Origin of the sequence: Marinomonas sp. NPDC078689, from assembly GCF_044542435.1 — a bacterium.
GTDB classification, from domain to species: Bacteria; Pseudomonadota; Gammaproteobacteria; order Pseudomonadales; family Marinomonadaceae; genus Marinomonas; species Marinomonas arenicola.
Genome location: NZ_JBITUJ010000004.1, coordinates 43,198 through 66,070, shown reverse-complemented (window position 1 = coordinate 66,070; position 22,873 = coordinate 43,198). Strand labels below are relative to the sequence as shown.

Sequence of the window (22,873 nt, the reverse complement as noted above, 5' to 3'; positions counted from 1 at the left end):
CTATAGCGCTGGTACGTGACTGATGAGCCTATTGAGTAATTCGTCTTCTGAAAGCCCCGCGGCTTGTGCTTCAAAAGAAGTAATGATGCGGTGGCGCAACACGGGTAATACCACTTGTCTAACGTCGTCTGGCGTGACGAAATCTCGGCCTTGCAGTAGGGCGTTCGCACGCGCGCAGCGGTCTAGTGCGAGTGTGCCACGAGGGCTTGCGCCAAAGTCGATTAAACTGTTGCCATTTGCCGTATCACCTAAATAATGCTCAGGATGACGTGTTGCCATTACCAGTTGAACAATATAATGCTCGACAGATTCTGACATGTACAAAGACAGGGCTTTTTGTTGTAACGCCAAAATGTCGGCAGGGGTGCAAATGGTTTGGACGCTGCTGGAAAATGTTTTATGCAGGTCTTGTTGTCTGACCATGCGCAACACTTCGAGTTCGCTTTCGGCGCTGGGGTAACCCAGATTGATCTTCATCATAAAACGATCAAGTTGCGCTTCGGGCAAGGGGTAGGTCCCTTCTTGCTCAATGGGGTTTTGTGTGGCAATGACAAAAAACAACGCCGACAGTGGGTAGCTATTATTGCCCACAGTCACTTGTCTTTCTCCCATGGCCTCTAGCAGTGCCGACTGAACTTTTGCAGGTGCTCGGTTGATTTCATCTGCGAGCACTATGTCGTTCATGATGGGGCCTGGAACAAACGAAAATTGCCCTGTTTCTTGTTGGTAAATATCAGACCCTGTGACATCGCCCGGTAACAAGTCAGGGGTAAACTGAATGCGTTGAAAGCGGCTGTCTATTGCGCTGGCCAATGCTTTTGCGGCGGTTGTTTTAGCAATGCCTGGCGGCCCCTCTAACAGAACATGGCCATTGGCGATCAGCGCCACTAGTAATTCATTAGTTAAATCAGGTTGGCCAATAACGGCATGATTTAGATGGTCTTTTAACTTCTCAATTACTGATTCCATCGAACCTAAGTTCCTTATACTTCTGTCAAAAAAGGTGTCAACACAATATAATAGGTTCCATCTTATCGGATTCAAAACTTTACATACAAGGCGTTAGTTGTAAGAGATGCGTAAGCATAGGAAAGGAAAGTGGCAAAAATCGTAGTGGAAGTGATATTGAGTGCTTCTCAATACGAAGCAGCGTATTCAGGCATTGCAAAAAATGTCGTGGCTAGTAGCCTTGATGGGCGAAAAGTACAGTTGCCTTTGTCAGCCTTTCAGCGCTTTGTTTCTTATCGCGGCGTGAATGGGATTTTTGAAGTAGAATTCGATGACAGACACAAATTAGTTGGTGTGACACAAATACGTTAATCCACTTAGCCTCATACTCACACGGTTAGGAGCCCTGTCTATGTATAACCTTGCTCGCTCATTACTTTTTAAACTGGATCCTGAGGTCTCCCATGAATTGTCATTAGACCTTTTAGCGGCGAGTAGTCGACTGGGATTGACTAAGTTCTTTGAAGGTTTGCCTGCTACTAAACCGGTTGATGTGATGGGGCTACGTTTCCCTAACGCTGTCGGGCTAGCGGCGGGTTTGGATAAAAACGCGGATGCGTTTGAAGCGCTAGGCGCACTTGGGTTTGGTTTTGTGGAAGTGGGTACGGTTACACCAAAAGGGCAGAGCGGTAATCCTAAACCACGCCTTTTTCGTTTGCCGGAACACAATGCGATTATTAATCGTATGGGCTTCAACAATAAAGGTGTAGCGCATGTGGTTTCTCGTATAAAATCCCACCGCTATCCAGGTGTATTGGGGGTTAACATTGGCAAGAATTTGTCGACCTCAGTAGAGGATGCCGCCGCAGATTATCTTACTTGCTTACAAGAAGTGATCCCTTATGCGGATTACATTACTGCGAACATCAGTTCACCGAATACCCCGGGCTTGCGTAGCTTACAGTTTGGTGAAAGCCTGGCTCAGTTAATTGCCCCCTTGACCGAAGCGCGAAATCGCTACGAGTCAGCGCATGGCAAACGCGTGCCATTGGCGGTAAAAATTGCCCCAGACATGACAGACGATGAAATCAAATTGGTTTCTGATACGCTGCTTGCCCAAGGGGTTGATGGTATTATTGCCACAAACACCACCTTGTCACGCGACGCGGTTGCTGGGCATAAATACGCTTCTGAAGCGGGCGGTTTGAGTGGTGCGCCAGTACGAGATGCGTCGACCCATGTGGTGCGAGTGCTGGCAGAGCATTTGAAAGGTGAGTTACCTATTATTGGGGTAGGCGGTATTTCAAGTGGCGAAGATGCGGTTGAGAAACTGCAAGCCGGCGCGCAGCTGGTACAGCTTTATTCTGGGTTTATTTATCAAGGCCCTGAGTTGGTGAAAGAAGCGATTGCTTGTACGGATGGCTTCTATCGAGAATTGGATTTAGAAGGTTAACGAAAAAGAACGACCTTGCCTTGCTAAAGGGCAATATGAAGTGAGGCGGGTAGCAGTCCCGCCTCACTTATTTGTACAATTCGCTAAACGCGAATAGAGATAAAGATCGAGATTAAAAGAAACAAGACATTAATGCACTAGGCTAAATGTTTTATGGGTACCTTCTACAGGAGAGAGCCCATTCCACATGTCCTCGCGACCTTCTCGCCACCCAGCAAGCCAATCGGGGCGAGCGCTTTCTTGATATTGAATGGAAAGGCCTTTTGAACGGCCCGCCATTCCAGCACGATAGCCACGAAGGTAAGCGCGATGGTGAAGATCTCTTTTTTGTTTCTTCATAGGTGTCTTCCTCTTATTCTTTTTTTCAGATCGAGCTTTAAAAGCTAGTTTAGATGCGAGAGATTGTCTAAAAACACTTTGCTCTAATACATTCACAGAAAATTTAAAAAAGTAATTAAAAATGACAACAGATACACAGACGACAGACTCAGTAGAACAGGTTTATGCGTTAGAAATTACCTGTCCACTCGGATTGGAGAATGTCTTAGAGCAAGAGTTGCATGCTGAAGGATTGCTGCAAACTCGTTTAGGCGAAGGCCAAGTGAAGCTCTCGACAAATCTAGAAGGCATGTACAAAGCGTGTCTTTGGTCACGAGTGGCAACGCGCGTGATGTTCCCCGTTGCAAGCTTCAAAATAGAATCTGCGGATGACCTTTACGATGGCGTAAAAGCGGTAGATTGGTCGGCGCACCTGACGGCAACCAATACCATTGCCATTGATTGTCATGGCACCAATGACCATATTCGTAATACGCAATTTGGTGCAGTGCGTACCAAAGATGCGATTGCCGATTATTTTGTCGCCTTGTCTGGAGAGCGCCCAAGCGTTGAAAAAGAACAGCCAGATGTGCGAATCGCCGTGCGTATTAAGCGTGATACCGTCACCATTAGTATCGATTTGGCCGGCGAAAGTATGCACCGTCGCGGCTACCGTCAGCACGGTGGTATGGCGCCTCTGAAAGAAAACTTGGCCGCCGGTTTGTTGATGCGTGCCGGTTGGGGAAGAGATTGCGGCTTAACGCAATTAATCGACCCAATGTGTGGTTCGGGTACTTTTCTGGTTGAAGCGGCCCTGATGTCGCTGGACATTGCGCCAGGGTTGCGTCGCCAGTATTGGGGATTCAAAGGCTGGAAGCAGCACGATCACCGTTTGTGGCAACAGTTGATGGATTTTGCGAAAAACCGCAAAAAAGACCCGGCAACATTAGGCATTCGTTTCCAAGGTACGGACCGTGAGCAAAAAGCCATTGCCGCGGCACGAGAGTGCATTAAGCGAGCGGGTTTAACGGACTTGATTGATGTCTCCATGACGCCTTTCCAAGAGCATGAATTCGAGATTAATAAAGAAAAACCAGGTTTGGTGATTTCAAACCCACCTTATGGTGAGCGTTTGGGCGATGAAATGACCTTGATTGCTTTATATCGTGATCTTGGGGAATGGGTGGTGAATCATGTTCGTGGTTGGCAGTTTATGATGCTAACCAGCAATGAGCAGTTGGCACGACAAATCCCTGTTCGACCAGAAAAAAGCACACGAGTGATCAACGGTGGCTTAGAGTGCCGCGCGTATCGCTTCCCGATTTTAGCTGGCAGCATTAAAGAAGACGTGGTGGCGCAATCTGTGATGTCGCCAGGCGCCAAAATGTTTGCAAATCGTCTGCAAAAGAACATGAAAAAGTTCAAAAAGTGGGCGGACAAAAATAACATCGAATGTTACCGAGTTTACGATGCGGACATGCCTGAATACGCCGTCGCCATCGATATCTATAAAGATTGGGCGCACGTTCAAGAGTATCAAGCACCAAAAAGCATTGACCCTGAGAAAGCAAAGCAGCGTTTGTTTGATGCTGTGTCTGCCATTCCTAGCGCCTTAAATATTGCTGAGTCGAATGTGGTGGTGAAGCATCGTCAGAAGCAAACAGGGAAAGCGCAATACGAAAAGCTTGACCAGTCTCAGCATGAAATGATTGTTGAAGAGTACGGTTGTGAGTTTATCGTCAATCTGAAAGATTACTTAGACACAGGTTTGTTTTTGGATCACCGTCCAGTGCGTAAATTGATTCAAGACAGAGCCAATGGCAAACGCTTCCTTAACTTGTTTTGCTATACCGCGACAGCGTCAGTGCACGCGGGTCAAGGGGGTGCGCGAAGTACCTACAGTGTTGATATGTCGAATACCTACACCGAGTGGGCGCGTCGTAATATTGAGCTGAATGAATTTTCGCCACGCGATCACAAAGTAGAGCGTGCCGATTGTTTTGAATGGTTGCGTACGAACAAAGATAAGTACGACTTTATCTTTATGGATCCACCGACGTTTTCTAACTCGAAGAAAATGGCCGAAGTGTTGGATATTCAGCGAGACCATGGCGATTTGATTCGCTTGGCGATGGCCCGATTGTCGAAAAAAGGCGAACTGATCTTCTCTAATAACTATCGTCGTTTCATTCTTGATGAGGCGTTAGCAACAGAGTTCGACATTGACAATGTGACTAAACAAACACTGGATCTTGATTTTGACCGCAACACTAAAATTCACCAGTGTTGGGTCATTCGACATAAGGAAGTGGCTCAATAGAGTGATTCAGCCTAGTGTTAAGGCTGAATCTAATTAACAAATATGTATTTCTAATATATTGAATTGTATAGGTTTATAAGTTTTTAAAATGAGAAAAACATTTCGTCTTGTTATTAGTTGCCCAGACCGTACTGGGATTGTGTCAGCCGTTTCTCAGTTTATTAAGGAGCGCGAAGGCTCGATTGTTGAAGCCAGTCATCATACCGATCTAGAGTCAAAATGGTTCTTTATGCGCCATGACATAGATGCACAAAGCTTGTCTGTTGATGTGGCGACTTTTCGTGAAGAGTTCGCGGCGATTGCGGAAGAGTTTGATATGCGCTGGTACGTCAAAGACAGTGAAGATCGCCCTAAAGTGATGCTGTTGGCAACCAAAGAATCCCATTGCTTAAACGACATCATGCACCGTTGGCATACTGGTGAGTTAAACTGCGACATTGTTGGTGTTATTGCCAATCATGAGTCGCTGCGCTCTATGGTGGAGTGGTATAAGATCCCTTATCACTGCATTTCAGTGCCGAAAGACAATAAAATGCCGGCGTTCCAAGAAATTGAAGCTTGCATCGATAATGCTCAGGCCGACACGATTGTCTTGGCGCGTTATATGCAGATTTTCCCAGAATACTTGTGCAAGAAGTACCGTCATAGGGTGATCAATATTCATCACAGTTTCTTGCCGTCGTTTATTGGTGCCAAACCTTATCATCAAGCCGCTGTACGCGGTGTTAAATTGATCGGTGCGACCTGTCATTATGTGACCGCCGATTTGGACGCTGGGCCGATTATTGAGCAGGATGTAATTCGTGTTCGTCATAGTCATGCGGCTGCGGACATGGTGCGTCTTGGTAAAGACATCGAGAAGCTTGTGTTGTCACGAGGCTTGCGTTATCACCTAGAAGACAGAGTACTGGTACACGGTAATAAAACGATCGTATTTGCTGACTAGCAAGGGATGGATCTGAAAAAAAGGGAAGGCATTTTTGTCTTCCCTTTTTTATTGGCCCACAGTCAGCCTAGGTCCGTGTGAAAGAGAGAGGGCTCTTTATTGATTTTCTCCTGCTCGCTTTTTGTTCTATCGATTATTGACTATAGTTAAGCGGAAGCATTCTAAATAGAGACGGCTATGAGGGGAGAACTATGAAGCTCAAATTAACGCCAACTCAGAATCTATGTGTCGGCTTTTTAGAGTCAGGGTTTGAAATTGTTCAGTTAGATGAGCAATTTTATTTTGTGAAGGGGGATAAGCGTCAAAAAGTTTTGCCCAAAACATTGGAAGCTTTGGTAAATCGAGGGGCTTTAGAATGCACCGAGCAAGGTGACTATCTATTAAGTGAGGCGTTTGTTGAGCATCGTAAAGAGATGCGTTCAATGCGCAAAAGCCAAGTCACTCACCACTAAATAATGGCCAACTGCAACGGATCGCCATTGGCCATGTTTGGTTACTGCACGGACGTTGGCGTCTGTGTGAATAAATGACTGATTGCCTGCGCTAAGCTTGGGCTAATACGTTCACTTCTGAATAAATCCCATAATGGTTGTCGTGTTTCAGGATGCTGGCTAAGCTCACTGGAAACCTGTCTAAATGCCACATAAGCGTCATTTCGATGCGCCAGTTTCTCCATCACGATTCTCAATAGCTGGGGGTTCTTGGCTAGCCAATGGGGGCATTTCGCCGCCAGTGCTGCAATCGGGTGTGTTTGCTCATCGGAGCATTCGTTGACGCTGCCCAATATGGCAAACAACGGCAGCAATAACGCGTCGTCTAATTCTGAGCGTGACAAGGCACGAAGGTAGCTTGCTTGCATTAAACTGTCTTGCTCTTGAAGTAGCTTCTCAGTAATGGCTGAGATTAATTCATTTGGTAAGGTTTCGTGCTCGAGAGCATGGCAAAGCGCGCTAACTAATGGGGCTGGAGCCTGCTTGATGGCTTTTAGGATCAGCGTCGCAAAGTTTTCTTCGTTCACCTTGACGGCCAATTCAGCGATGCCTTGTAGGCCAAGCTTTTGCCACTCATCTTGATCTTCTGTTAAGGCTGTATTGGTTAAATAGTCGATGACATCTTGAAAGTATACGGATCTTTCACCGTTTACATTGGTCGCAAGAATGGCGTGAAAACTGGCCATACGTTCTTGATCAGGTTTGAAAACATACGGGTTATCTTCGAGCGCCTCAGACAGTCCCGCGGCCTCGCCTTTGTGAAGGATTTTATCGACAATGGATTTAATAAAATGATCTCGAGTGCCTAGATTTAGGCAGCCTGCTTCGTCCAAAGGCAGTTTAATAAACCACACAACACCGGTGTCGCGGGCGTCTTTCTTTTGGCTGTCTTTGCTTTTTAAAAAACAAGCAAGCCAAGCGCATTGGCGAAAAGGAAAAGGATAGGCTTGTTGTTTTCGGTCAAATTGAATGACTTGTTGCGGTGTGATTTTTGTAATGTGGCGGCCAAGATCGTAAAAGGTGGCATCACAGCCAACCATATCAAAAAGATCGCAAAGCGATTCAATGTTTTTCATGGTAAATTACAGACTCATTTGAATTGTGTTAGCGCCTTTTAAAACGGCGATGATAAACGAAATATGGTGCCATATTACCGTTTTTTACAGGAGAAATCAGGTTGAATAGTCGGTTCGAAAAACATTATCTTCTGGCGGATAGGTTAATGGATTTGGAAATGGCGTTAAGAGAATGTGGCGCTTGGGAGTGTGAGCCGCCGAGCGAAGAGGCGCTGGCGAGTGTGGCGCCATTTTGTATTGATACCATGAGCTTTGCTCAGTGGCTGAGGTTTGTCATGATGGCGCGTTTTAAGCAGATGTTAGAGGAGGGCGCAGCCCTGCCGACACGGTGTCATATATCGCCGATGGCCGCGGACGCTTTTAGCGCTTACCCTGCCCATTATGTGGCCAATATTGTGGCTGCCTTGGATCGTATTGATGCGCATTTGAATGGCAAGAGCCAATAGATGTCGTCTCCTTATGTGAACGACTTACGGTGGCTGATGGAAGGTCACCTTATTGAAAGCGATCTTGATCTGTCGGTTTATTGGCATGGAGACTGGTCGCAGAGTTTGCAAGCCTTATCCGCTAACCCGCGTCCTCTTGAAGAGGCCGTAGCAGCCTGTAAATCCCACTTTTTAGGAAGTTACTTCGAGGTGTTGTTTTCGTTTGCGATACAGCATTTTTCAACCTTAAAGGTGCTTCTGGAGCATGAGCAAATAGTAGATCAAGGGAAAACCTTGGGCGAAGTGGATATGCTGGTGGAGACTCCTGACGGGGATTTATTGCAATTTGAAATTGCCATTAAGTTTTATTTGGAGCGTCCGGATCTTTATCCAGAGCATTGGATAGGGCCGAATAAAAATGACAGCCTACACAAGAAAGTATCGCGGGCTAGGGCGCATCAGCTGACGATTTTAGAGACAGATAGCGCGAAAAAACAATGCCAGTCAGTGATCAAAGGGCGACCGATTAGGCCCTGTTTATTGATTTATGGTCGCTTGTTTTTGTCTTTAAACGCAAGCAAGAACGCGTTAGGCTTGATGAATGATAGTGGCTTTGGCGGTTGGGTTTATGCCTCAAATGCCCCCTCATTACTGACACAGTTTTCTTCTGTTAGGGCGGTAGAAAAGCCCCATTGGCTCTCTTTATCTGGATTCCAGAATGCTTATGAGGTCTTCAACACAGCGTGCATTAAACGCTGGCTTGAGGGCTTTAATAATGATTCTCGCCCACAGTACCTGTGTTTCTCCCAAGATGCTAAAAATATTCAGTCGACCACGAAATATAGTGTCTTTGTTGTTCCTGATACGTGGTAATCTAGTACTCCAAACACGTCTTTTTATTGCAGTAGAATAATATCGAATGATAGAACGTCCTAATATATTAAGCCCTAAGATCAGTCAGTCCACTTGGGTTGTTGATATTGAGAGAGCTAGTATTTCATGGAGTAATAAAGAGGCTAAATGGTTATTTAGTCACTTTTTCAATGGCGACGACCTATCCTTGTTTAGCATTGACGAAAGCCTTTTACTTCGCCTCCAAAATTTCGCAAAAAGCCAACCAGATGGTGCCTCTTTGCAGTTTATATGGCCTTGTTCTGACACCGGACAAGAGCGTGTGAATTGCATTGGAACCTTGATTTCTCTAGGGGGAAACCATAAAGGGGTGTCCGTTAAGGTGCAGTCTTTAGCGGTGAATGATACCGCTGTGGTTGACCGTGTGTCTGGAATGACGTGCTCTTCTTTCGATATGGTTCAATGCTTTAATACCTTGCCTATGGCGGTTTTTGACGGCAAAGGCGTTAGTGTTGAAATGAACGACAGCTTTTCTTCGCGCTTTGGTCGCGTCGAAAAAATAGAAGAGCTGTTTGTGGTCTCAAGTGCAGCGCATAGCATGATAGATATGCTGTCGAACAAGTCATTGTTGACCCAAGAGATTCGTTTATCGACTCTGCGAGGGGTGCGTTGGCATCAAATAGAAGTGTGTTATCAAGCATCGAGCGATCGAGTGTTCTTTTTAGCGCACGATATTCAAGAAGAAAGGGACCATGAAATCGTCCTTTATAAATTGAATAATTACGATCCATTAACTCAATTGCCCAACCGCAACCTACTTTATAGTCAGCTTGAAAGGGCGTTGGTGAATGCGCGAAAAAGAGGCCTTAAATTTGGCGTTTTATCGCTGGATCTAGATGGTTTTAAAGTGGTTAATGACACCTTCAGCCATAGAGTTGGGGATGAATTAATCCAGCAAGTGGCGGAGCGGATTAAAAGCACAATTCCACAATCGGCGTGCTTATATCGCTTAGGCGGCGACGAGTTTGTGATTGTCCAAGAGCACGCAACAGGAATGGAAGAGTTGACAGCCATTGCTGACACCGTGATAAAGCATTCCATCAAGCCTTATCCTGTGTCTAAAATGGAAATGATGATTACCGCGAGCATTGGTATCACCTGCTACCCTGAGCATGGTGAAAGCATAGATAACCTACTTAAAAATGCCGATGCGGCTATGTATCGCGCAAAATCCATTTCACACAATTCTTACTGTATTTATGACGCCGCGATGGCCGATACCATCCGAGCGCACCTAACATTGGGTGGCGGTTTGCGTAAAGCCATAGAGGAAGAGCAGTTTGAGCTTTTTTACCAGCCTAAAATTCGTTTGTCTGATAAAGCCACGGTGGGCGCTGAAGCGCTGATCCGCTGGATGCATCCTGAACTTGGCATGATTAGTCCCGACCAATTTATTCCTTTGGCTGAAGAGAGTGGTTTGATTTTGCCATTGGGTGAATGGGTGATTCGACGTGCCTGTTATCAATTAAAAGAGTGGCGCGAACAGGGTTATCCTCCTATTAGTTTGTCGGTGAATTTATCGGGTCGACAGTTTATGCAGTCTGATCTGGTGGAAATGGTCAGTCAAATTTTAGAAGAAACCGGCGTTGATTCACGTTACCTAGAGTTAGAATTAACCGAAAGTATGTTGATGGCGGATGCTCAGCAAACAGTCGAAAAACTGCATGCTTTTAGAGCATTAGGTTTAACCTTATCCATTGATGATTTTGGTACTGGGTATTCGTCTTTGGCGTATCTCAAAAAATTCCCTATCCAAACGCTAAAAATAGACCGTTCTTTTGTGAATGATTTAGGCTTTGATAATGACGATGATGCCATTGTCAAAGCGACCATAGCGATGGCCAATAGCTTGAATTTAAAAGTGATCGCCGAAGGGGTCGAAAATCACTCCCAAGTAGAGGTGCTAAATGGCTATCATTGCGAAGAAGTGCAAGGCTACTTTTTTGCTCGACCGATGAATAATAGTGATTTTTCTGTCTATATGGACAGCCATTTGATGGGGCAAACAACGCTGTTAGCGGTACATTAATTGGCAATATTCTGTATCGAATCTGAAAAATACCCATCTATTTTTGCGCTTTTGTTTCTCTCGGCGCGAGTTAACTTGTTTATAGAGGGATATCCTCATAAACTAAACACAAAATTATCTTCAGCGGAAACATTGTGCCAACGTTTGAACACCTTTCCTGCCCGATTGATAAACAACCACTGAGCTCACAAGAGCGCAGTTTGGTTTGTTCCAATGGGCACTCTTTTGACATTGCCAAATCTGGTTATATCAACTTATTACCTGTCCAAAATAAACGCTCCAAAGACCCTGGTGACAGTAAGGAAATGGTGTCTTACCGACAGTCTTTTCTGAATCTTGATCACTATTTCCCCATCGTAAAACATATTATCGATCAATGGCCTAGCGCCCTTATTGATAGCTCACCTTGCCGTGTATTAGACGCCGGTTGTGGTGAAGGCTACTACTTACACCATTTGGCTGCTGAATTTGCCAAGCGCAATGTTGCCTTGCAGAGAGTGGGGTTAGACATTTCCAAGTGGGCGGTCACCGCCGCCAGCAAGCGCGATAAAGATGCGACCTGGATTGTGGGCAGTAATGCCAGTTTACCGATGCCGAATGATTGTTTGGATGTGGTGTTGTGTTTATTTGGCTTTCCGGTCTTTAGTGAGTTTGCTCGCACCCTGTCCGATAAGGGCTACCTGCTCCTTGTAGAATCAGGGGCGGATCATTTATTGGAATTGCGTCAGATCTTATACCCGAGTATTCACCCTTATAAAGCGACCCACAGTGACGGTATTGAAGGCTTTGAATTGATCAATGAAAGTTCTCTTCATTATCCATTCAGATTGGACTCTCAAGAGGAAATACAGCATCTTTTATGCATGACACCGCATATACACAAAGCCTCCTATGATGGCAAAGAAGCGGTAAAACAATTGAACACCATTAATTTAACTGCACATGTAAATTTTCGTTGGTATCAAAAGACGACAGAGGAAGATCATAATGCCAAATAGTTTGAGTCATCTTTTTCAGAAAAACAGAGAGTGGGCTGAAAAAGTAAACAGTGAAGATCCAGATTTCTTTGAAACGCTGTCCAAGCAGCAAAGACCAGAATATTTATGGATTGGCTGTGCGGACAGTCGTGTACCGGCGAACCAAATTGTTGATTTAATGCCAGGTGAAGTGTTTGTTCACCGCAATATCGCCAACGTCGTTGTGCATACGGACCTGAACTGTTTGTCCGTTATTCAATTTGCTGTGGATGTGTTGAAAGTGAAGCACATCATGGTAGTAGGGCATTACGGCTGTGGTGGTATTAAAGCGGCAATGGACGCGGATGAGCACGGCTTGATTGATAACTGGCTGCGCCATATTAAAGACGTGTACCGTCTGCATAAGAAAGAAGTCGACGGTATTGAAGACGATCATCAGCGTTTTGATCGCATGTGTGAGCTTAATGTGATGGAGCAGGTGTCTCATGTTTCGCAAAGTAGCATAGTTCAAAATGCGTGGAAAAATGGTCAAGACCTGCACGTTCACGGTTGGTGTTACAGCATTAATAATGGTCATATTACCGACCTTGATGTAACGGCGTCGTCTTTAGAAGATGCGGAAAGAAAACTCAATGAGCTTTAGTTTCTGATGGCTCAGTAGAGCGATGAGAAGACACAAAAAAACGAGCCAAGCGCTCGTTTTTTTGTGTCGTACAGTGAACGGATCTGGTTTATAGGCTATTGTTTTCAGCAATTGCCCGAGCACAGCCCGCAATCGTGGATCGTAACCAGATGTGGCCAGGATCGTGTTGCAGCAGAGGGCTCCACAGCATTTTCAGTTCAACTGGCGGAATTTCAAACGGTGGCGGCAGGACGATGACATTATTATTGCCTTCCATCAATTTTGTCGCCAAAGACGGTAAGGTAGCGATCAGGCCTAGTTGCTCTGTTGCTCGCATCGCCACATTGTAGTTTCGCGTAAACAAGCGAATGTTTCGCTTATACCCAAGATCGGCTAATGAACTGTCGACCCAGCCCAGCTTTTGCACTTCTTCTGGTTGAATGCCAACACCAACACCAAAGCCTGTTTTACTGACCCACACGTGAGGGGAAGCAAGGTAGGTTTCTAGGGTGAAGTTTTTCGCAATGTCTGAATTCGCTGGCACCAAACAAGAGAAGCGATCTACCCAGACGGATTTTTGGTGAAACGACTGAGGCAGTGTTTCAAAGCGGTTAATCACCAAATCGACCTTGCCCTTTTCGACATCGTGAAAACTGACATCGCTAGGGTTCATGACGTCTAAAATCACGCTAGGCGCGTCGCTTTGCAGCTTTTTCATTAGGGGAGGGATCAGAGTGGCTTCGGCGTAATCACTGGCCATGATGCGAAACACACGGGAGCTGGATTCGGCTTCGAAGTTTTGACCAAGGTGCAGTACTTCATCAACAGATTGCAAGATCCGCTGAACGCGAGGTTGCAGCTGAATAGAGAGCGCCGTTGGCATCATGCCATCGCTAGTACGAACCAATAATGGATCGTGAAATAGATCTCTTAATCGTCGTAGGCCATTACTCATGGCAGGCTGGGTAATACCTAATTGGTTTGCTGCGTGAGTAACGTTTTGTTCTCGTAACAGGGAGTCTAAATAACGAAGTAAGTTGAGATCTATTTTATCTAACTGCATAAGGGGCTCATGTCGATTAGCATTGGGCTGCATCATACTGCATTTTCCCAATGATTAGAACGATGAACCCCAATATTAGCGTTAGTTTGCGGTGGTTCTGCTTAGTTGCTCAATGACTTCGTAGCAGGCTCCCATGGTATGGTAATCGGTTTTTCCGGCTGGGCTTTTGCAATCGTCATAGGCGCGATTGTCTTGATGCAAAATTCGGAACCAAGCCCCAAATTTATGATCAATCATGTGGTCCCAGCTGTATTGCCAAAGTGCCTCATAGCGTTCCCAGTAAAGCGCGTCCTTTGTTTCCAACGCCAGCATGGCCGCCGCGGCAAATGACTCAGCTTGTACCCAAAAGTACTTATCGCCGTCACAGACTTCGCCTTCAGGGTTGTAGCCGTAGCACAGGCCACCGTTGTCGGCATCCCAAGATTGAGACCAAGCGTGTTCAAAGAGAGACACGGCCTTTGGCACGAGCCAGTCTTGTGGTTTGCGTTGTTGAATAAGCAGCAACAATTTGGACCATTCCGTTTGGTGTCCTGGCTGGAAGCCCCAAGGACGGAACAGGTTTTTAGGGTCTTCTTTGTTGTATTCCCAGTCAATTTCCCACTGCGTGGTGTAGTGCTCCCAGATTTGGCCTTGGCCTAGTGCGGCTTGGCGTTGGCAAACATTTTGCGCCAGTAGCAAGGCGCGATCTAGGTAGTGTGACTCTTGAGTGGCATCAAAAGCGGCAATAAGGGCTTCGCAGCTGTGCATATTGGCATTTTGTCCACGATACTCAGAGACGGTCTGCCAATCAGCGGAAATTTCGTCTTTGTACAATTCGAACTTGGCGTCCCAAAAATGCTTTTCCATTAGTTCGAAGGTTTCAGCAATCCACGGCTTGGCTTCTTCAACACCCGCTTTATAAGCAATGGAGTAGGCGAGTAGTACAAACGCCAAACCATAGCAGTGGTTTGTTTCGTCTAGGTTTTCGTCTTTATTGAGCAGCCAAACATAGCCACCGTTGTCGCGTTTATGACGCTCGCGCAGATACGCTAAACCGTGTCGTGTGGCGTCTAAATATTCGCTTTTACCTTCGTTAAGGTAGGCTTTCGCGTAGTTGAATACAAAGCGAGTGCTGCTGACTAGATGGCGGGTGTCACGATCGTAAATGTCGCCATTGTCTTTGAAAAACTGGAAGAAACCACCTTCAGGATCGATGCAGTTTGGATGGTAGAAGTCCATCGTCGACTTAATGTGCTGATCTAAGAAAGCGGTTGAGCGGAAGTCTGGAGATTGGCTCATAGGGTTTTCCTTGCGGTATGGTGTATTAATGGTTTTTTGTTGTTAGGTGTCTGTGGATCAATATAAAAGAATACCATGGCATACTAGCGCCTTTTAGTATTAAATCAATTAGATTTAATAAAAAGAAATCGCTAGTTTACAGCCTTCATAGCAGAGCAGTCACGTATGAAATCGTCGGGTAGCACCTCAGAACAAAGTCGTATTTACAATGAACGTATCATTCTTCAATTAGTTCGCCAAACACCGGGCGTGTCGCGAAGTAACATTGCGCAGCAAACAGGGCTAAGCGCGCAGACCATTTCTGTTATTACCTCTTCACTTCTTGAGCGTGATTTGTTGAAAATTGATGGCAAAGTAAGAGGTCGTCGAGGCCAACCATCAGTGCAATTAAGTTTGAATCATCAAGGGGCTTATGGGCTTGGCATTAATGTAGACCGTGATCGTATTAGCGCAGCCTTGCTTGATTTTAGTGGTCATTGTGTTGTTTCTCTTGAGCAGCAAGTGTCCTTTCCAACAGAGCAAATGGCGAAAGAGATTGCCCAAACATTGCTTAGCGAAGTGAAAGTACGCTTGCAAGGTGATTGGGCGAAAGTACAAGGGGTTGGTCTAGCGAAACCAGATTATATGGATGCCTGGCTTGATTCGTTGGTGACGGACGCTGAGCAGCGCTCTGATCTGGCAGGATTACAGGCCGAGTTAACCTATTGGCAATCGTCTGCCTTTGAAACATGGCTTTCAGAGCAAACCGGTTTGCCTTGCTACACAGAAAATGACGCCGTGGCAGCGGCCACCAGCGAGCTTTTGTTTGCTTCGACAGCACCACGAAAGCACTTCTTCTATTTGTTTGTCAGTATTGCCTGTGGTGGCAGTGTGGTGGCGGATGGAGAGTGTTACACAGGGGCACACGGTAAAGCGGGCAGCTTTGGGTTGATTCCTACTGCAACCGGAAAACATGGGCGCTGGATATTAGAAGCGTTATCGGTTTCCTCCTTAACGCGTTACTTTGCACTGCACTCGTTGGCGTGGCCGGAGCTTGCTGGAGACTGGCAGCGACAGGAATACCGACAAATGATTGATCAGTGGTCGCAAGAAGTGGCGTTTGAGATTCAGCCAGCCTTGAGTGCTGTGATTGCCTTATATGACCCAGAAGCCATAGTGATCGGTGGGCGCTTGCCGAATGTAGTACAGTCGATGCTGATTGGTGCCGTGCAGAAAATCTTGGCGCAGCAGAGTGTGTTGCCAGTGCCGGATATTTGTTCGGCCCATGCAGATGATGCCGCCGTGACACTCGGGGCGGCGGTATTGCCACTTTACGAAACCTTCGCGCCACAACGAGAGTTGTTATTATTGGCTTCTTCTCAGTCAACCAAGCAGTCACTATGAGGTCATTCATCGGCTTGTTTATCAGGGGCAGATCATGAGATTAGAAATACAGTGTGAAGACAGAATCGGTATGGTGCGAGAAGTGCTGGATCTGTTTGTCCCTCACCAGATAGACATCCGATTAATTGAAGCAGACACCAAAAACCATTGTGTCTATTGTGGTTTTCCAGATATTGAGTTTGCAAAGTTGCAGCAATTGCTGGGTGAACTGCGTCGCTTAGACGGGGTAAAAGACGTAAAACGGGTGGTGTTTACGCCTTCCGAGCGAGAGCACAATGCGCTGTATACCTTATTAGAAGCCCTGCCAGACGGCGTGATTGCCGTGGATTTGAAGGGCACCATTACCATGGCAACGGACCTTGCGGCACAAGACTTAGGCGTGCCCATCGCAGAATTGCTCTATCGTCCTTTGCAGCAGTTTATTAAAGGGGTGAGTTTTGCCAAGGTGACTTGGGATGACATAGTGAATGGGGTGAGTAAGCGCATTCGCATCCGTAACAAAGCCCTATTGCTGGAAATGAAGCCTATTTTTGTGCCCGATGAATGTGGCAAATCAAACCCTGCGGGCAGCGTTATTCATTTAAAATCGCAAGCGCGATTGAATCGTCAGGCGGCTAATTTCAAGCAGGCTCCCAATGCCGAGAGCGATCTGGCGCAATATTTTCACGCCGAAGTGAGTCAAAGTGTGGCAATGCAAAATATGTTGCAGCGCGCAAAAGCCTTTGTAAATCGAATAGAGCCTTTGCTTATTGAAGGGGAGGCAGGCAGTGGCAAGCGAGATTTGGTGCAAGCCCTGTTTCAACACTGGCAAGGGCTTCAATTCGACCAATCGGGGCAACTTATTATTCGTCATGCTCGCGATATCGGCGTAGCGGATGTGAAGAAGTTAGGCCACTTTAATGGTTGGCTGGTGATTGAAGAAATAGAGTATCTGCCTGCGGATACTCAGGTGGCGCTGGCAAATTGGTTAACACGAAGGCCAGAATTTTCGACAAGTTTTGAATCTCTGTGTCGGGTGGTGTCGTTAACAACCCACTCAGAATCAAGACTGACGGCAGAACATAGGTTAAATAAGACCTTGTACTTCGCGCTATCGAGTTTATTTTTACGCGTGCCCTCTGTTAGAGAGCGACGTGAAGATTTGGCCGGTTTGATTCATCAAACCTTGCTTGCGTATACCGAGCGCTACGGTGTGATCTTGCCAACCATATCAAAAGGCGCCTTGCTGAAACTGTCGCTTTATTCTTGGCCGGGTAATCTGAAAGAGCTGCAAAATGTGTGTCTGCAGACATTGAGTTTGAACAAAAAAGAATGGCAGCCAGAAGATATTAGTTTGCCAAAAGACGATGAAGCGCGGCCTTTGGTGTTAGTGGAAGATTCATTAGAGAAAACGATGAAGCAGTTTGAGGCGGCTTTGCTTAAAACACTGTATCCCAAGCACCCAAGTACCAGACGGCTGGCGAAAGCGGTTGGCGTCAGTCACAGCGCGATTGCTAATAAGCTGAAAGAATACGGTATTGGTTGAGTAGTGCGCATAAAAAAGCCACCTATCAAATGATCAGTGGCTTAGTTTAGTTAAGAGCAAGTCTTAATATGGGCGACGGTGAGCGGGCGCTTTCTTACGAGGTGTTTCACGCTCAATTTTAATCGGTTGCAATTTCACCTTTGGTTGAGAGGCGATCTTTTGAATATTGCTTGCTAGCACGGCGATAACAGCACAAGCAGCAACAAATAGTAAAAATTCAAACATAGTGTCTCTCCAAACTTATTCTTCTTGAGCCTATCATGAGCCATTATAAGGACAGGGTAAAGGCCATTTTAGTGTATTTAAGTAAATGGGGGTGCTTTTCTATATCACAAGCCTTATGGGCTTTTTAGTCCCATTATGGGCGCTTTCCTTCCTTAAAAGTGACTGAGAAAGGTGAATGCCTTACAGGTCGTACCGTTTTCGTAGATAGCGGGCGACGCCATCTTCATCATGATGACCAATAACATCCGTCGCCGCCTCTTTTACGTGATCCAAGGCGTTTTGCGTGGCAAAAGCCTCGTCGGATGTATCAAACATAGACAAGTCGTTGTCGCCATCGCCAAATACGATCACTCGTTCGGCACCCATTTCTGCTTTTAGTTCCATTAAAGAGGAACCTTTGCAGGCATTGCTATGGTGAATGTCGAGCCAATAGGCATCAGGTGTGTAAATCCCGCCACCTGAATAGGCGGTTAAGTGGGTGTGCTGCTGGCAGGAAGCCACTAAGCTTTCAACCAGTTCTGGTTTGCCCATGGCGCTGATGTTGGTGATAACCGCATGAGGGGACAATTCCTCAATGGGGTGTAGACTCAGTAGGTCATGTGACCCTAGCTCGTTAGCAATGTGGTCGCTTAAGTTTCCATTTAAAGGGGCATGATAGACTTTATGGGAGCCATCTTGATCCAGACAAAAAACAAACGGCGTCACCTCATGATCGGCAAAAGCCAAGAGGGTCTCTGTGATCAGATCTGGGGTTAGAAAGTTACGATGGCGATAAGAATTGTCACTCGGGTTCCACCATTCCACGCCATTTTTAAATATCTGCCAATGGGGGAAATCGTGGCCTGCGATGCACGCTTTTGCAGCAAAATGGGTTCTTCCAGTGGCGACAGTATAGGCAATGCCTGCCGCATCTAAACGCCTTAGTGTGTCACAAGTGTATTCTGAAAGACGCTGCTGACGGTTTAATAAGGTGCCGTCTAAATCAAATGCTAATAAGTCCATAACTACCTCACCCTTAAGTCGGCATAACACTAGCGTACTTTGTCTTACTAAGGAAGTGATAAGAAGGAGAGGGCAAAGCAGACTAATCTAGATCGACTAGTCTGCTTTTTTATTAGGCTTTCTTGGTAAGGGCAGGCGATTGAAATTGAATGCCTTTCCAGCCAGAGATCATAAACTGGCGAATGTTTTGATGGTCATTGGCATCGGGGTTTTCCAACACATCCACACGGTAAAAGTTGCCGAACAAGTGCAGTGTTTCTTCTTCGTTAAGCTGCTGTAAGGCGGCAAATGAAAATATTTTGCAGGAACCGTTGTTTTCATTGATGCCATTGTTTTGTTGGCCATTCGAAAACGCAGTCGGCGTAAAATCATACTCGGCTTCGATAACACCGATAACCTCTTTAAATTGAACGTCTTGTGGCGTGCTTTTTAGTTTTGCTACTAGAGTGTCGCTGTTTAGCATGGAATCTCCATTATGGGGGATCAAAAAATACGATCAAGGTTGAGTGAAAAGGGGCATAAATGACCAAAAACGTTAATGTTTGTTTTCATCGGGCTCAAATTTATGCGTGACAAATTGGTAAGTGACAAAAGAAAGAATGCCACACAGAGCCATGATTAGGAGCATGGGGGTGGCTGTGCCTGTATGGAATAGGCTCACGGCCACACCGCTTAATGCCCCTGAAGAAAAACGAAAGGAACCGGCGAGCGCGGCCACGCTGCCATTATGATTGCCGGCGTTACGCATTGCGCCCGCCATAAAACCACCGCCCAATATGCCCATTGTTCCCATGAAAAAGATGCAGCTAATAACAATGAAGGGAAACGCCGGTTGATTGAAGCAGCCGATGATAATCATGCTAATAGAAGCGCATAGCAAAATAGCAATGGCGTATTTGGTGAGCGTATCAACCCCCAGCTTTTCCACGAGACGGCTATTGATGGTGGTGGCCGTCATCATGCCGATGACATTGAGCGCAAAAATAAAGCCAAAATGAGACGGTTGAATGCCATACAATTCGATGTAGACATAAGAAGAGCCCGTGATAAAACACATCATGCCAGCAAAGTGGAAGGAACCTGCTGCAATGTACCCCATGACCGCTGGGTTTTTAAGTAAGGTATAGTAGTTGGCTAACGCCCCAGTTAAGGACAGTTTTTTACGGTGATCCTTGTGCAGGGTTTCAGGAATGGTTCTGATAAACAAAACAGCGCCAATTGCGGCAATCAAAGCCAGAAAAACGAAGATGAAATGCCAATTTAAAAACACCAAAATCGCCCCTCCTATAATAGGAGCAGCAAGCGGTGCCAGTGACATGGTAAGCATCACCATGGACATGGCTTTGGCGAACTGGTTGGTGGACATTTTGTCTTTGACCAGCGCAGGAATGCTGACGGCAACCGCGGCGCCACCAACGGCTTGAATGGCTCGACCCAGAATCAGCATGTCGTAATTTGGTGCGCAAGCGCAGATAACACTGCCTAGAAAAAAAAGACCAAGACCGCTTAACACGACTTTGCGACGCCCAATGGCATCAGAAATCGGGCCAAAGAAGAGCTGCAAGACAGCAAACACAATCAAATACATGCTAAGGGTCATTTGTACCAACCCAATGTCAGTATTTAAGTCCTTTGCAATCGAAGGAATACTCGGTAAATAGGCGTCTATGGCAAGCGGTGTTAAGCCGGATAATAAGCCAAGTACAAGAATGATAGGAAAAGTCAGCTTCATATAGGCGCAACAAAGTATGGGGTTAGTGACTCAAGGCGAATTGGTTAAAATACGTCAAGCAAAGGTTTAATAATTATAATCACTTATTCGCATCTAATGCTCTTGAATTGTGCAAACACTAGGAAAGCCGACGGATTATTTCTTTCCTGCTGCGCTTTACAAAGGGGCTTTCGGTATGATTCGCTCATCCATCATTGAGTCTAGGTCACGCTTTCTCGCTAATCTGCGATAGCGCCCTTGATATAAAGGTTTGTAGACGATTTTCTGATTACTAAGGAATGTTATGTTACGGTTTTTCGAACGCTGGATAGAGGCTTATCCTACGACTGAGCCAGCGCAGGCGCCCAATACGCTGTATGCGTTTTGCCGATACTATTCAAAAGGCGTTGAAGTCCCTTTAATTCTGATGTCATTGCTGACCGCTTTGATTGCCATGCTGGAAGTGACCCTATTCAGTTTTATGGGGCAGCTGGTGGATTGGTTGGTGACAAAAGACCCTACGACCTTTTTATCAGAAGAAGGCGGACGCTTACTTGGCATGGCATTAATCGTATTGTTAGTGATGCCTTTGGTCACATTTTTACACTCCGCCATTATTCATCAAACCTTGTTGGGCAATTACCCAATGCGCATTCGCTGGTTGGCGCACCGCTATGTTCTCAAACAAAGTGTCACGTTTTTCCAAGACGATTTTGCGGGTCGCGTTGCCACCAAAGTGATGCAAACCTCATTGGCTGTGCGCGAAAGCGTGATGAAGCTGCTGGATGTGTTGGTTTATATCGTCGTCTATTTTGCTTCCATGTTGGTGCTGATTGCCAAAGCCGACTATCGATTGATGCTGCCAATGTTGGTGTGGTTGGGCATTTACATCGCCCTGCAATTTTATTTCGTACCAAAGTTGAAGCGTGTGTCCACCAAGCAGGCCGACGCTCGCTCCACCATGACAGGCCGCATTGTGGACAGTTACACAAACGTTTCCACGGTAAAGCTGTTTTCTCACACTCAGCGTGAAGCCAGTTACGCCAAAGAAGGCATGGATGGCTTTTTAAAAACGGTACACCAACAAATGCGTTTGGTGACTGGGCTCAATGTTGGCGTTCAAGTGTGTAACTATTTGCTGGCGTTTAGTGTAGCTGGGGTCGCCATTTTGTTGTGGACCTACGGGCAGATTAGCGTGGGGGCGATTGCCATAGCGGTGAGTTTGTCGTTGCGTGTAAATGGCATGGCGCAGTGGATCATGTGGGAAGTCAGTGCCTTGTTTGAAAACATTGGTATGGTGACGGATGGCATGAAAACACTTTCCAAACCACTGCAAATTCAGGATGAAAAAGGCGCTCAACCATTAACAGTGAAGCAAGGCGATATTCGCTTTGAACAAGTGCATTTTCACTATGGCCGACAAGACAGTAAAGTGATTGAAAACCTGAGCTTGGCCATCAAGGCGGGCGAGAAAATCGGTGTGGTAGGTCGCTCTGGGGCGGGTAAATCGACGATTGTTAATTTGTTGATGCGTTTTCATGACATCGAATCGGGTCGTATTTTGATCGACGGTCAAGACATTAGCCAAGTTCAACAAGACACCTTGCGCGCGAATATAGGAATGGTGACTCAAGATACTTCCTTGTTGCACCGCACGGTACGCGACAATTTACTTTATGGGCGTCCCGATGCCAGCGAAGAAGACATGATTGCTGCAGCGAAGAAAGCCGAAGCCCATGAGTTTATTCAAACTCTGACAGACCCTTATGGAAACAGAGGATACGATGCCATGGTAGGGGAACGGGGGATTAAATTATCGGGTGGTCAGCGCCAGCGTATTGCCATCGCTCGTGTACTACTAAAAGACGCCCCCTTGCTTATTTTAGACGAGGCCACGTCGGCGCTTGATTCCGAAGTTGAAGCGGCCATTCAAGAAAGTTTGTATCGTCTAATGGAAGGCAAAACCGTGATTGCGATCGCGCACCGATTGTCGACGATTGCGGCGATGGACCGTTTGATCGTACTGGATAAAGGCGTAATTGCAGAGCAAGGCACTCACGATGAGTTGATTCAGCAAGGCGGTATTTATGCCAAACTGTGGGCCCATCAAACAGGCGGGTTTTTAGCCGAAGACATCAGTCTATAACGAGACTTTAGTTTACAGCGAGA

The 22,873-nt window shown here is 46.1% G+C and carries 22 protein-coding genes; 13 read left to right on the top strand and 9 right to left on the bottom strand.

Annotation, left to right across the window (positions count from 1 at the left end):
* Window positions 1-969: an AAA family ATPase gene (locus tag ACIGBN_RS08735; protein ID WP_396664895.1), complete on the bottom strand. Its 969-nt coding sequence runs from the start codon at window positions 967-969 to the stop codon at window positions 1-3.
* A 129-nt stretch (window positions 970-1,098) separates the two neighbouring features.
* Between ACIGBN_RS08735 and ACIGBN_RS08730 the strand changes: the two genes are divergently transcribed.
* Window positions 1,099-1,320 carry a DUF2835 family protein gene (locus ACIGBN_RS08730; RefSeq protein WP_133001317.1) on the top strand — a complete coding sequence of 74 codons (222 nt, stop codon included), beginning with the start codon at window positions 1,099-1,101 and terminating at the stop codon, window positions 1,318-1,320.
* 40 nt (window positions 1,321-1,360) lie between these two features.
* On the top strand, window positions 1,361-2,401 hold the full coding sequence (locus tag ACIGBN_RS08725) for a quinone-dependent dihydroorotate dehydrogenase (RefSeq protein ID WP_396664893.1): 1,041 nt from the start codon (window positions 1,361-1,363) through the stop codon (window positions 2,399-2,401).
* 129 nt (window positions 2,402-2,530) lie between these two features.
* Here the strand turns inward: ACIGBN_RS08725 and rmf are convergent, their stop codons facing one another.
* Entirely contained in the window at window positions 2,531-2,740 is a 210-nt protein-coding gene (gene rmf / locus ACIGBN_RS08720) for a ribosome modulation factor (protein WP_133001315.1), read from the bottom strand.
* Between the two features lie 121 nt (window positions 2,741-2,861).
* Between rmf and rlmKL the strand changes: the two genes are divergently transcribed.
* The 3 genes from rlmKL (at window position 2,862) to ACIGBN_RS08705 (ending at window position 6,437) form a co-directional block, all read left to right on the top strand.
* On the top strand, window positions 2,862-5,039 hold the full coding sequence (gene rlmKL, locus ACIGBN_RS08715; RefSeq protein WP_133001314.1) for a bifunctional 23S rRNA (guanine(2069)-N(7))-methyltransferase RlmK/23S rRNA (guanine(2445)-N(2))-methyltransferase RlmL: 2,178 nt from the start codon (window positions 2,862-2,864) through the stop codon (window positions 5,037-5,039).
* An 88-nt stretch (window positions 5,040-5,127) separates the two neighbouring features.
* Window positions 5,128-5,985 (top strand): formyltetrahydrofolate deformylase, encoded by an 858-nt coding sequence (gene purU, locus ACIGBN_RS08710; protein ID WP_133001313.1) that lies wholly within the window; start codon window positions 5,128-5,130, stop codon window positions 5,983-5,985.
* Between the two features lie 191 nt (window positions 5,986-6,176).
* Window positions 6,177-6,437: a formyltetrahydrofolate deformylase gene (locus tag ACIGBN_RS08705; RefSeq protein ID WP_133001312.1), complete on the top strand. Its 261-nt coding sequence runs from the start codon at window positions 6,177-6,179 to the stop codon at window positions 6,435-6,437.
* 41 nt (window positions 6,438-6,478) lie between these two features.
* Here ACIGBN_RS08705 and ACIGBN_RS08700 read toward each other — a convergent pair whose 3' ends face one another.
* Window positions 6,479-7,552, bottom strand: coding sequence for a DUF3549 family protein (locus ACIGBN_RS08700; RefSeq protein ID WP_133001311.1), 1,074 nt, complete (start codon window positions 7,550-7,552; stop codon window positions 6,479-6,481).
* A gap of 101 nt (window positions 7,553-7,653) precedes the next feature.
* On the opposite strand from ACIGBN_RS08700, the gene ACIGBN_RS08695 reads away from it, so the two are divergent.
* The 5 genes from ACIGBN_RS08695 to can all read left to right on the top strand — a co-directional run bounded on the left by ACIGBN_RS08695 (window position 7,654) and on the right by can (window position 12,538).
* On the top strand, window positions 7,654-7,998 hold the full coding sequence (locus ACIGBN_RS08695; protein ID WP_396664891.1) for a YqcC family protein: 345 nt from the start codon (window positions 7,654-7,656) through the stop codon (window positions 7,996-7,998).
* Entirely contained in the window at window positions 7,999-8,850 is an 852-nt protein-coding gene (locus ACIGBN_RS08690) for a DUF1853 family protein (protein ID WP_396664889.1), read from the top strand.
* A 46-nt stretch (window positions 8,851-8,896) separates the two neighbouring features.
* Entirely contained in the window at window positions 8,897-10,918 is a 2,022-nt protein-coding gene (locus ACIGBN_RS08685) for a putative bifunctional diguanylate cyclase/phosphodiesterase (protein WP_396664887.1), read from the top strand.
* Window positions 10,919-11,052: 134 nt separating this feature from the next.
* Window positions 11,053-11,916, top strand: a complete 864-nt coding sequence (locus ACIGBN_RS08680; protein WP_133001307.1) for a putative RNA methyltransferase — start codon at window positions 11,053-11,055, stop codon at window positions 11,914-11,916.
* A complete protein-coding gene (can, locus tag ACIGBN_RS08675) occupies window positions 11,906-12,538 on the top strand; it encodes a carbonate dehydratase (RefSeq protein WP_133001306.1) in 633 nt (210 codons plus the stop codon). The genes ACIGBN_RS08680 and can overlap by 11 nt, the downstream gene beginning before the upstream one ends.
* Before the next feature lie 88 nt (window positions 12,539-12,626).
* Here the strand turns inward: can and ACIGBN_RS08670 are convergent, their stop codons facing one another.
* On the bottom strand, window positions 12,627-13,580 hold the full coding sequence (locus tag ACIGBN_RS08670) for a LysR family transcriptional regulator (protein ID WP_396664885.1): 954 nt from the start codon (window positions 13,578-13,580) through the stop codon (window positions 12,627-12,629).
* An 81-nt stretch (window positions 13,581-13,661) separates the two neighbouring features.
* Complete coding sequence (locus ACIGBN_RS08665; protein WP_396664884.1) at window positions 13,662-14,858, bottom strand: AGE family epimerase/isomerase; 1,197 nt, start codon at window positions 14,856-14,858, stop codon at window positions 13,662-13,664.
* A gap of 165 nt (window positions 14,859-15,023) precedes the next feature.
* Between ACIGBN_RS08665 and ACIGBN_RS08660 the strand changes: the two genes are divergently transcribed.
* Both ACIGBN_RS08660 and ACIGBN_RS08655 read left to right on the top strand, forming a co-directional pair.
* Entirely contained in the window at window positions 15,024-16,241 is a 1,218-nt protein-coding gene (locus tag ACIGBN_RS08660) for an ROK family transcriptional regulator (protein WP_133001303.1), read from the top strand.
* A 34-nt stretch (window positions 16,242-16,275) separates the two neighbouring features.
* Window positions 16,276-17,766, top strand: a complete 1,491-nt coding sequence (locus ACIGBN_RS08655; RefSeq protein ID WP_396664883.1) for a TyrR/PhhR family helix-turn-helix DNA-binding protein — start codon at window positions 16,276-16,278, stop codon at window positions 17,764-17,766.
* A 63-nt stretch (window positions 17,767-17,829) separates the two neighbouring features.
* On the opposite strand, the gene ACIGBN_RS08650 is transcribed toward ACIGBN_RS08655, so the two are convergent.
* The 4 genes from ACIGBN_RS08650 to ACIGBN_RS08635 all read right to left on the bottom strand — a co-directional run bounded on the left by ACIGBN_RS08650 (window position 17,830) and on the right by ACIGBN_RS08635 (window position 20,725).
* A complete protein-coding gene (locus ACIGBN_RS08650; protein ID WP_165942932.1) occupies window positions 17,830-17,991 on the bottom strand; it encodes a hypothetical protein in 162 nt (53 codons plus the stop codon).
* 180 nt (window positions 17,992-18,171) lie between these two features.
* Complete coding sequence (locus ACIGBN_RS08645) at window positions 18,172-18,993, bottom strand: HAD family hydrolase (protein WP_133001301.1); 822 nt, start codon at window positions 18,991-18,993, stop codon at window positions 18,172-18,174.
* A gap of 112 nt (window positions 18,994-19,105) precedes the next feature.
* A complete protein-coding gene (locus tag ACIGBN_RS08640; RefSeq protein ID WP_396664880.1) occupies window positions 19,106-19,456 on the bottom strand; it encodes a HopJ type III effector protein in 351 nt (116 codons plus the stop codon).
* Between the two features lie 72 nt (window positions 19,457-19,528).
* Window positions 19,529-20,725 (bottom strand): Bcr/CflA family multidrug efflux MFS transporter, encoded by a 1,197-nt coding sequence (locus ACIGBN_RS08635; protein ID WP_396664878.1) that lies wholly within the window; start codon window positions 20,723-20,725, stop codon window positions 19,529-19,531.
* A 283-nt stretch (window positions 20,726-21,008) separates the two neighbouring features.
* Between ACIGBN_RS08635 and ACIGBN_RS08630 the strand changes: the two genes are divergently transcribed.
* Window positions 21,009-22,850 (top strand): ABC transporter ATP-binding protein, encoded by a 1,842-nt coding sequence (locus ACIGBN_RS08630; RefSeq protein ID WP_396664876.1) that lies wholly within the window; start codon window positions 21,009-21,011, stop codon window positions 22,848-22,850.
* Window positions 22,851-22,873: the final 23 nt, after the last annotated feature.